Consider the following 10638-nt stretch of genomic DNA (forward strand, 5'->3'; position numbering starts at 1 on the left):
GTCATCGCATTGAACACATGGCATTACAGAGCGCAGTGGTTATTAGGGACAAGACAAACTCCTTTTGCCCTGCCCGTTTATTTTATGGATTTTTCCCTAAATGTAGAGGCGCTTACGGTGTTTCAGTTTCTGGCTGACCAACCGTGCCACGACGGACTTGATCGCGCTCGATGGATTCAAATAGGGCTTTGAAGTTACCTTCGCCAAAGCCATCTTCGTAATCACCTTTACGCTGGATAAACTCGAAGAAAACAGGGCTACCTAAGATAGTTTCAGAGAAGATCTGTAGCAGCAGACGCGGTGTGCCGCCTTCAGTGGTGCCATCTAACAAGATACCGCGCATCTGTAGCTCAGAGACATTTTCGCCATGACCTGGTAGACGCTCACTCAGCATTTCATAGTAAGTCGCGGTTGGAGCGGTCATGAGCGGGATACCCGCTGCTTTTAACTTGTCGATACTGGCAAACAAATCATCGCTGGCCAAAGCAATATGCTGAATACCTTCACCGTTGAAATGCATCAAGTATTCTTCGATTTGACCGCCGCCCTGCTTTGACTCTTCGTTCAATGGAATACGGATTTTGCCATCAGGCGCCGTCATGGCTTTACTGGTCAAACCCGTATATTCACCTTTGATGTCAAAAAAGCGGATTTCGCGGAAGTTAAAAATGCGCTCATAAAAGTTTGCCCAATAAGCCATACGACCACGGTAAACGTTATGGGTTAAATGGTCGATAACTTTGAAACCATGCCCGACAGGACGACGGTCTACATCAGCAAAAAACTCGAAATCGACGTCATAAATAGACTCACCATCTTTATAACGATCGATGAGATAAATCAGTGAGCCACCGATACCCTTGATAGCAGGCAGGCGCAGCTCCATCACACCAGTGGGTACGTCTACTGGCTGCGCGCCCATTTCGATGGCACGCTCATAAGCTTTTTTGGAATTCTGCACACGAAAACCCATGCTACAAGCGCCAGCACCATGCTCTTCAACGAAATAGCTGGCTTCGCTTTTTGGTTCACGATTTAGAATAAGATTGATGTCACCTTGACGGTATAGCGCCACATCTTTTGAGCGATGGTTGGCGACATGGGCAAAGCCAAGCTGTTTGAACAATGCGTCGACCGCATCCGGTTGAGGTGAGGCGAATTCAACAAAATCAAACCCATTCAGGCTCATTGGGTTGTCAAATAAATCTGCCATTGTAATCATCCTTAATTTCAATTGGTGGTAAAAATGCGATAAAAAATGTCTTCAATCAATAATTCTTATTGACGGTGTATTTATATTAGATTAGGTTTATTTATAAGACTAATTGTTTTTTATGATTTATTTATCAGGTTTACTTATGAATATCAGCATTCGCCAATTAACCGCTTTTATCCAAGTCGCTGACAATGGCAGTTTTACCCGTGCCAGCGATCAGATGCATTTGACCCAATCTGCCGTTAGCGGCTTGATTAAAGAGCTAGAGTCCAGCCTCGGTATTGTGCTGTTCGACCGTACTACCCGCCAGCTGTCGTTGTCGGTAGTAGGACGGCATTTATTGCCGCAAGCACGGCGTATCTTAAATGAGATGCAGCTGTTTGAAAATGAGGCGAGCAGCTTAACAAGCTTGGCGCAAGGTCAAGTCCGACTCGCTGTTTCGCAGTTTGCCGCCTCCTCTATGCCAGCAGTCATCGCCCAGTTCTCCAAACAATACCCCGAGATTGGCGTGTCGCTATTAGATTGTTCGGCAGAAAACTTACTCAGACATATTCAGGACATTGAAGTAGATTTGGGTGTCGGTACTGAGCTTGGATTTATGGAGACTGAGGACGATATCAATGCTGATTTGTTATATCAGCTACCATTTTGTGTGGTGATGCCTGACAACCATGCGCTGGCACAAGAACATGAAATAACGTGGCAGGATTTATTAGACATTCCGCTCATCACGCTGCAAGGCCCTTTCATTGAACAAGTGACAGCCGAATTGGACGACCGGATCGCCAGCCATATTCAACAGGCGCGTTACAAGGTCAATTTTATGTCCACCGCGCTTGAGATGACCCGTCAAGGCTTCGGCATTACCTTATGTTTACCCTATATGCCCGAAGTCATCGACTGGGTTAGCGCCAATGGCTTACAAATGAGGCCGCTGGCACAACCCGTTAAAATGCGGCAGTTTTTTATCTATCAGCGTTCTTCTCGTGCGTTATCGCCTGCTACCATTGCTTTCAAAGACTTCTTGCAGAGCTATTTTTCCAGTCATTTTAATGACTTACAGCATATTTAAGTATCGCTGACACAGGCATGGTTGATGCTTAAAAAGCTTTGAAACACGATGGTTTCAACCAACTATTTTATTAATTATGCAAGATAATTGAATCTCATATTGAGTTAACCGTCAATTTGCTCTATGATTTTTGGCGGCTTGATTTATATTTCATAAGGAAACAACATGTTTGAACGTATCGACTATTACGCTGGTGATCCAATTTTAGGGCTGATGGAAAAATATACAGCAGATAACAATCCTAAAAAGGTCAATTTAGGCATTGGTATTTATTATGATGAAAATGGTGTATTGCCTGTACTTGACTGTGTAAAAACAGCCGAAGAACGCATTGCCGATCCTATTGCGCCGCGTCCATATCTGCCGATGGCAGGCTTACCAGGACATCGTAAAGGCTGTCAGGAATTACTGTTCGGTAAAGACGCACAGATTTTAAAAGACGGTTTGGTCGCCACTATCGCTACGATTGGCGGTTCTGGCGCGTTAAAAGTCGGCGCTGAGTTCATCCATGAATGGTTCCCACAATCTAAATGCTATGTGAGTGATCCAACATGGGGCAACCACATTGCTATTTTTGAAGGCTCTGATGTCGAAGTGGGTAAATACCCGTACTATGACAAAGCCAACAGCAGCATCAAGTTCGATGAAATGATTGCGTTTTTTGAGACGTTGAACAAAAATGATGTGATCTTGCTGCATCCTTGTTGCCACAATCCAACAGGTCTAGATTTGACCCGTGAGCAATGGGATACCGTGCTGAACGTCATTCAAGCGCGCGAACTGATTCCATTTATGGATATTGCCTACCAAGGCTTTGGCGAAGACATGGACAGCGATGCTTATGCGATTCGTAAAACTGTCGATATGGGCTTGCCATTGTTTGTCAGCAACTCATTCTCTAAAAACTTATCACTATATGGTGAGCGTGTCGGCGGTCTATCAGTTGTTTGTCCAACGATTGACGAGACAGAGCGCGTCTTCGGTCAGCTGAATGCTACCGTACGCCGTATTTACTCAAGCCCGCCATCACATGGTGGTCGTGTGGTCGATATCGTTATGAACGACGAAGCACTACATAAGCAATGGGTTGGCGAAGTTTATGCGATGCGTGACCGTATCAAAGCCATGCGTTTACAGCTAAAATCAGTGTTAGAAGCCAAAATCCCGAACCGCAACTTTGACTATATTACCCGTCAAAACGGCATGTTTAGCTTTACTGGTCTAACGCCTGAACAAGTCGAACGCTTACAAAGCGAGTTTGGCATTTACATGGTTTCCAACTCACGTATGTGTGTGGCTGGACTGAACACCAGCAACATCGACTATGTGGCCAATGCCATGGCAGACGTCTTGAAAGACTGAGTGAGCACGCATTAAAGCGGTGCGGTAGTCAGTAATAGCGATTCATAAGAAGGTTGAGCGAGTGCTCAGCCTTTTTTATGTCCTGCGTTTTCCTATTTATTTTACCAAAGAACATCAATGTCCCTAGTATCACGTCTCTTTTAAGAAAACACTGCACAAAAACCCTTGCAATCTCCACTTTGATAAATTACATTATGCGTAAGTAGTTAATTATAACGTAATTCATTATATGCTTTAGCAAGGAGCAACCTATGTCAAAGATTGACAACACCCTCACATCCTTTATCGATATCGCCGCTGATTCTGACTTCTCCATTCATAACCTACCTTATGGTATTTTTAGTGATGCCAAAGACGCTGCTGGTAATAACAAGCGCCGCGCTGGTGTGGCTATCGGTGAGTACGTATTGGATTTGGCTGTGCTCGAAGCAGAAGGTTTACTGAGCTTAGAGGGCGGTCCATATTTTGATCAACCAACGCTAAACGCTTTTATTGACTCAGGTCGAGACAATTGGACTCAAGCACGAAAAACCATCCAAACCCTCCTATCTAGTGCCAGCGACGCCTTACGTGATAATCAAGACTTGCAGAAAAAAGCGCTATTTAATCAAGCAGACGTCACCATGCATCTGCCTGTTCACGTCCCAGGTTTTACCGATTTCTATTCATCTAAAGAGCACGCCACCAACGTCGGCACTATGTTCCGTGATCCAAACAACGCGCTATTACCTAACTGGACTGAAATGCCCGTCGGCTATAACGGACGCGCCAGCACCGTCATCGTCAGTGGCACTGATGTGATACGCCCCTCTGGTCAATTAAAGCCAAACGCTGACGACCGCCCTATTTTCTCAGCCTGCAAGCGTTTAGATTTTGAGCTTGAGACTGCTTTTGTAGTTGGTAAAGGTAATAGCATTGGTCAACCAATTGCAGTAGACAATGCCTCTGAGCATATTTTTGGCATGGTTTTGCTCAACGACTGGTCAGCCCGTGACATTCAAAAATGGGAATACGTGCCTTTAGGTCCATTTAATGCTAAAACCTTTGCTTCTGAAGTCTCGCCTTGGATTGTGACTATGGATGCGTTGGCACCTTTTAAAACGGCATGCCCGATTCAAGAGCCAAAACCATTGGCATATCTAAACGAAAAAGACAGCAATAATAGCTATGACATTCATCTATCAGTTGAGTTATTGCCTGAAAACTCAGATAGCGCCACTGTGGTTTGTGAGACCAACTTCAAACATATGTATTGGTCAATGGCGCAGCAGCTAACCCACCACACCATCACTGGCTGTAAAGTGGAAGTTGGCGATATGATGGGCTCAGGTACGATTTCAGGACCAACGCCAGATTCTTATGGCTCAATGTTAGAGATTGCTTGGAATGCGACCAAACCTGTCACTTTAAAAGGCGGCGAGACCCGCAGTTTTATTGAAGATGGCGACACAGTAATCATGAAAGGCTATAGCGAAAAAGACGGCATTCGTGTCGGCTTTGGTGAAGTACGCGGCAAAGTACTGCCCGCGCTTAACTTTGATTTTGACAAATAGTCTAGAAAAAATGTGAGCACTATTGTTTTGAGCTGCCAAGCAACCATCGACCTATAGTCAATCGGTACTGGCAGCCTATTACTCACTGCATTCCCTATCAAAAGGAGTTTGATATGAGCTTTAAAATTGAAAAAATCCATCATGTGGCTTATCGCTGCAAAGACGCCAAAGAAACCGTTGAATGGTATCAAAAATACCTAAACATGGATTTCATCCTTGCATTTGCTGAAGACCACGTGCCTTCGACCAAAGCCTTTGATCCTTATATGCATGTGTTTTTAGATGCTGGTAATGGCAACGTATTGGCGTTTTTTGAAGTGCCCAATCAGCCTGAAATGGGTTTTGATCCGAATACCCCAAATTGGGTGCAACACTTAGCCATGAAGGTAAAAGACCGTGATGCCTTAATGGCAGCAAAAAAGCATTTAGAAGAAAATGGTATTGATGTGGTCGGCGTGACCAATCACGGTATCTTCCATTCTATCTATTTCTTTGATCCTAACGGCCATCGTATGGAACTCACCTACGATGATATTACCTCAGAAGAAAAAGTCTCGATGATTACTGAAGCCATGAAGTATGAGATGTTAGAAGAATGGTCACTTACCAAACGCGCACCAGCTCATACCCAGTTTTTACATGCAGAGGAACTGGCTGAAGCAAGAGAAGGCGCGCCTGTCGGTGAGTGATTGACCTGTTATTGTGTTCGTTATCTCTTTTTATATGACTAATTAGGGCGTGCCATCATTTTAAGACCACTAAATGCATCAATATACTAATTGATGACACGCCCTAGGTAGCGAACAATATCTAACCATCATGAAAGGATTCAATGATGAAAATAAGACCCCCTTTAGGAATACTCTTAGCGACCTCGCTCGCGATGACTGGTTGTTCTAATAACGACCCAGCAATAAACGCTGATGTAGATACAGGCGATGTGACTACTCTAAGATTCTCACACTTTATGACTGCCAATGACAACATAAACACCGAAGCATTGCAGCCATGGGCAAAGAAAATTGAAGAAGAATCAAAAGGCCGCTTAAAGATTGAGATCTACCCTTCTGCTACTCTTAGCAAACCGGGGGCTACTTATGATGCTACCGTAAAAGGTATCGTTGATATTGGTATGCAAGCGCAAGGATATACAGCAGGGCGATTTCCTTTGACTCAAATTGTAGAGCTGCCAGGTATCACCAATACTGCACAGCAGCAGAGCTGCATACTTCATAAACTGTATGATGATGGTGTCATTAAAAATGAGTACGAAGATACTCACCTGCTAGCGCTGATAGGCACTGGACAAGGCGCTCTTCATACGGTTGATAAACCCATTCGCACGCCAGCCGATATGAAAGGTTTGCGTATTCGCCAACCTTCGGCCGTTGCTAGCCACATTATCGAGGCGACTGGTGCCGCACCCGTTGGCATGCCTGCCAGTGATACTTATACCTCGCTTCAGCGCGGTGTCATTGACGGACTCAGCTTTACTTGGCAGCCCATTCAAGCTTTTCGTCTTGATGAGCTCATCAATACACATACCAACATACCTTTTTATAATTCTACTTTTGTTATCAGTATGAACAAAGATAAATATGATAATTTGCCCGATGATCTCAAGAAAGTAATTGATGACAATTCAGGTGCCGAGATGGCAGCACGTGTCTCCAAAGTATTTGACGTCAGTAACGCCAAAGCAATGGCTGCCGCTAAAGAAAAAGGCGATATCATGATCGATATCCCTGATCCACTCAATGACCCAGACTGGAAAGGTCCATTAATGGAAGGCTCGCAGCATTACCTTGACGAAGTGAATGCCACTGGTCTAGATGCTAATAATGTATACGAAAAAGCTAAAGCAGCAAGTAGCGCCTGTCTCGTTTAAAGAAGTAAAATAATTACGCAGTGGTTTTCTACCAAAAAACAGTCGGTTTATATGGTGAAAATTATGTAGCAAAAGCACCAGCTACGCAATTTGATAACGCTGCGCTATCGCTAGAATTTGCTCAACCACGTTGTGTTGCTCACTCATGGGCAATTGCTCTGTCGTTCCAATGATAGTGATGGCGTATTCTAGTGGTAGTCCTTTGCTAGCAGTTTTGTCACTAACAGCAGATAAATTAACAGCGCCATTAGCAAACGACGGCACTATGACAGGAATGGTGATGGCATTAATCCCCATGAGCATATCACCCGTGACCGTCGCATAGCCTTGGGTACGAATCTTGGCTTGCAAATGACTGAAATTCTGCCATTTTTCTGTGATTATTGCTTCATTGTCTGTCTGCCATTCAGCTGTTACCAATGGCTGAATGACGGCATCTGGCTGATAACTGGCAAATAATTGCCCCGTCGCCGATGTCGTCAGCGGCATACGTGAACCGATACGAGTGATAATACTAATCGGGCTATCTGGTTCAACGGACTGAATAATAATAGGACCTTCGCTAAACCATTTGGCAATCTGCACACCGCAATTCAGGGTGTCTTTGATTTCATTAGCGATGTGCGTCAGCCGCTCTAAAATATTGTTTTGACTAAATCCAGAGTGCCACAATGCTGCCAATGTGTTAACCCTATCGCCTAGCCCGTAGCGACCATCATCAAGCTTACGCGCATAGTTTTTACGTATGAGGCTGACCAAATAACGGTGACACTTTGCTGGATGCATTTGCATCACTTGCGCAATATCTTTTAGCATCATCGGCTCATTATGATCGATAAGAACGTCTAACACCGACAATCCAATCTCCAGTGACTGGACGCCACTTTGACTTTTATTGGTTGTCACGGGATTTTCTAAAGGGTTTTCAGCTGCTGGCATATTTTGCTCAATGAGTAATTTACTTGGCATATTAATCTAATATATTCATGAAAAACTGAAATGAAGAGGTAACGTCATAAGAGTTATTTAATTGTATAACATACATTTCGTATTATTAATTATAACTGCTTATCTCATTCACAACCTACCATAATAAAAGGAATTCACAATGATGACACTTTATGGCTACTTTCGCAGCAGCACCTCGTATCGTACTCGCATAGCGATGAATCTCAAAGGCTTAGACTATGACTATATTTCGGTCAATTTAGCAAAAGATGAGCAGTTAGCAGATGCGTTTAAATCACTCAACCCACAAGGATTGGTGCCTGTTTTACAGACCGATGATTTATTACTATATCAAAGCCCAGCCATTTTAGAATGGTTAGAAGAGGTTCATTCTGAAAACCCGCTATTGCCTAAAGACGCGGCTGGACGTATGCAAGTACGTGCCATTAGCGCTATGATTGGTTGTGATATTCATCCTATTAATAATCGCCGTATCTTACAATATCTACGCAATGAGCTGGCGGTAGACGAAGAAAAAGTCATGGCGTGGTGCAACCGTTGGATGAGTGAGGGCTTTGCGGCGTTAGAAAAAATACTAGCAAAAGACAAAAGCCGTGGAAAATTTTGCTACGGTGACAGCCCTACTTTTGCAGATTGCTATTTGATTCCTCAGGTCTCTTCGGCGCGACGTTTTAACGTGGATTTAAGTACCTATCCCAATATCGTCGAAATTGACACGCATTGCCGTACGCTCAAAGCATTTGCCGACGCTGATCCTAGCATGCAGCCTGATGCGCCCAAGTCTCAATAAATAATCAAACAGGGTGCTTTCAGTAAGGGTGTTTTGCTATTAAATGACTAGAGAATTTAATAACAAAACGCCCTTATAATTTCTGGACTCAGAGCTCAGACAAAGCAATCAAAGCGAATGACTGCCTGAAAACAGGCAAAGCATTGATACTCTTAAGCCAAACATAGTATTCAATATTTCATCGAATCATCACCTCTACTTTTCATCTCAATATAATATTCCATATATTCAAATTATTGGTTGTATAGCAGTCAACTGTTGGCTATTCTTGGTATAGGCGTTGTTATATCTCAAATTTAGAATTGATTTTAGATAAACATACTGTTTTATACATTAAAATAAGGTTGGATATTATGAGTTATACACCTTTATCAAATAACAAAGACGCTCTACCATCCCATGCCGCTCAAGATATTTATGATTTAGCCCTATCGGCTAGAGAAGAAACAGAAACCTGTAGAAAAATTGCACCGACAGTGGTCAAAAAACTGTCAGAGTTGTCGCTATTTAGGATGGGACTGCCAAAATCGTTGGGAGGATGGCAAGGCAATCCTGTGGAAACATTAAAAGTTTATGAGACGCTAGCCAGTGCTGAAGCCTCAGTTGCTTGGATCGTTTGGAACAATCATTTGGCCTGCACATTTGGACGGTTTTTAGACGAGCCTAGCATGAAGGAAATATACAGTGACCCCTCTCATGTCTATGCGAACTCTGCACGCCCTGAAGGGATTGCTAAACAAACCGCTGAAGGATATACGGTCTCAGGTCAATGGACATTAGTATCAGGTTGTGAATTGGCAGACTGGTTTGTGCTGCGCTGCTTGGTAATATCTGAAGGCTCGCCTACGACCCTTGGACCGGGTGCAAATCTAAAGTTGTTCTTTATTCCAAAAGAAGATGTGGAAGTGATTGATACTTGGCATGTTGGTGGACTAAATGGTACAGGCAGTCATGACATCGTCATCAAAGACGCGTTTGTGCAGGAACGTTATGCGGTCGATTTTGATAGCCCTGTCGCCATCGATAATGCGTATAGCCGCCTACCAATCGGCTGTATTAATGCCGCTGGCTGTGCAGCGATGGCACTGGGTGTCTTAAAAGCAGCGACAGATGAGTTAATCCAAATTTGCCTTGAGAAAGTAACGCCCGGTAAAAGCCCAGATTTGCGTGATCGTGCAGCAGTACAAGCGACTATTGCTAAAAGCAAAACACTATTAGCGTCTAGGCGCGCACAACTACACAATAGTGTCGAGGTATTATGGAACGAAGCACAGCAACAGTATGCCTTTACCGATATACAGCTGGCTGATGTGTGGGCAGCAGCCTGTGAGGCAGCGAGAGAAGCCAGAGCCATGGTATCGGAGATTTATGCGGTCGCTGGTACGGTCTCGCTATATAAAAAACATAGAATAGAAAGAGCGCATCGAGACATTCATGCTATTTTACAACATGGTATCGTGCAGCCACATTGGATGGAGCAAGCTGGCATGGCTTATGTCGGATTGACCCCAAATGCAGCCATGTTCAGAGTATAGAATTGCTTTTATAAAAATAAATAAGCCCTCATAGAATGAGGGCTTATTATCGCTTGGCTATTGAGCTAAAGAAAAACAAATCATTGTTAAAAATCATATAGTGACTACCAAATAGTGATTATCAAATAGTGACTACCAAATAGTGACTACCAAATAGTGACTACCAAATAGTGACTACCAAATAGTGACTACCAAATAGTGACTACCAAATAGTGACTACCAAATAGTGACTACCAAATAGTGACTACCAAAT

Annotated in this window: 9 protein-coding genes; 7 read left to right on the forward strand and 2 right to left on the reverse strand. The window is 43.6% G+C overall.

Annotated features, from left to right (window positions below; genetic code table 11):
• Window positions 1-112 precede the first annotated feature (112 nt).
• Window positions 113-1213: a 4-hydroxyphenylpyruvate dioxygenase gene (hppD, locus tag JMW94_RS12290; RefSeq protein WP_201604591.1), complete on the reverse strand. Its 1101-nt coding sequence runs from the start codon at window positions 1211-1213 to the stop codon at window positions 113-115.
• 145 nt (window positions 1214-1358) lie between these two features.
• Between hppD and JMW94_RS12295 the strand changes: the two genes are divergently transcribed.
• From JMW94_RS12295 to JMW94_RS12315, 5 genes are all read left to right on the forward strand, one after another.
• Window positions 1359-2288, forward strand: a complete 930-nt coding sequence (locus tag JMW94_RS12295; protein ID WP_201604592.1) for a LysR family transcriptional regulator — start codon at window positions 1359-1361, stop codon at window positions 2286-2288.
• Between the two features lie 165 nt (window positions 2289-2453).
• A complete protein-coding gene (locus JMW94_RS12300) occupies window positions 2454-3650 on the forward strand; it encodes an aromatic amino acid transaminase (protein WP_201604593.1) in 1197 nt (398 codons plus the stop codon).
• A gap of 251 nt (window positions 3651-3901) precedes the next feature.
• The gene (gene fahA, locus JMW94_RS12305; RefSeq protein WP_413786199.1) at window positions 3902-5203 is read left to right on the forward strand and encodes a fumarylacetoacetase; all 1302 of its coding nucleotides are present in this window, start codon (window positions 3902-3904) and stop codon (window positions 5201-5203) included.
• Between the two features lie 113 nt (window positions 5204-5316).
• Window positions 5317-5892: a VOC family protein gene (locus JMW94_RS12310; RefSeq protein ID WP_201501319.1), complete on the forward strand. Its 576-nt coding sequence runs from the start codon at window positions 5317-5319 to the stop codon at window positions 5890-5892.
• A 146-nt stretch (window positions 5893-6038) separates the two neighbouring features.
• The gene (locus tag JMW94_RS12315) at window positions 6039-7091 is read left to right on the forward strand and encodes a TRAP transporter substrate-binding protein (RefSeq protein WP_045454627.1); all 1053 of its coding nucleotides are present in this window, start codon (window positions 6039-6041) and stop codon (window positions 7089-7091) included.
• 81 nt (window positions 7092-7172) lie between these two features.
• Here the strand turns inward: JMW94_RS12315 and JMW94_RS12320 are convergent, their stop codons facing one another.
• Entirely contained in the window at window positions 7173-8060 is an 888-nt protein-coding gene (locus tag JMW94_RS12320; RefSeq protein ID WP_227679040.1) for an IclR family transcriptional regulator, read from the reverse strand.
• A 142-nt stretch (window positions 8061-8202) separates the two neighbouring features.
• Between JMW94_RS12320 and maiA the strand changes: the two genes are divergently transcribed.
• Together maiA and JMW94_RS12330 are read left to right on the forward strand one after the other, a co-directional pair.
• Complete coding sequence (gene maiA, locus JMW94_RS12325; RefSeq protein ID WP_201604597.1) at window positions 8203-8850, forward strand: maleylacetoacetate isomerase; 648 nt, start codon at window positions 8203-8205, stop codon at window positions 8848-8850.
• 353 nt (window positions 8851-9203) lie between these two features.
• Window positions 9204-10385: an acyl-CoA dehydrogenase family protein gene (locus JMW94_RS12330; RefSeq protein ID WP_201604594.1), complete on the forward strand. Its 1182-nt coding sequence runs from the start codon at window positions 9204-9206 to the stop codon at window positions 10383-10385.
• Window positions 10386-10638: the final 253 nt, after the last annotated feature.

The organism is Psychrobacter immobilis, from assembly GCF_904846185.1.
GTDB classification, from domain to species: Bacteria; Pseudomonadota; Gammaproteobacteria; order Pseudomonadales; family Moraxellaceae; genus Psychrobacter; species Psychrobacter immobilis_B.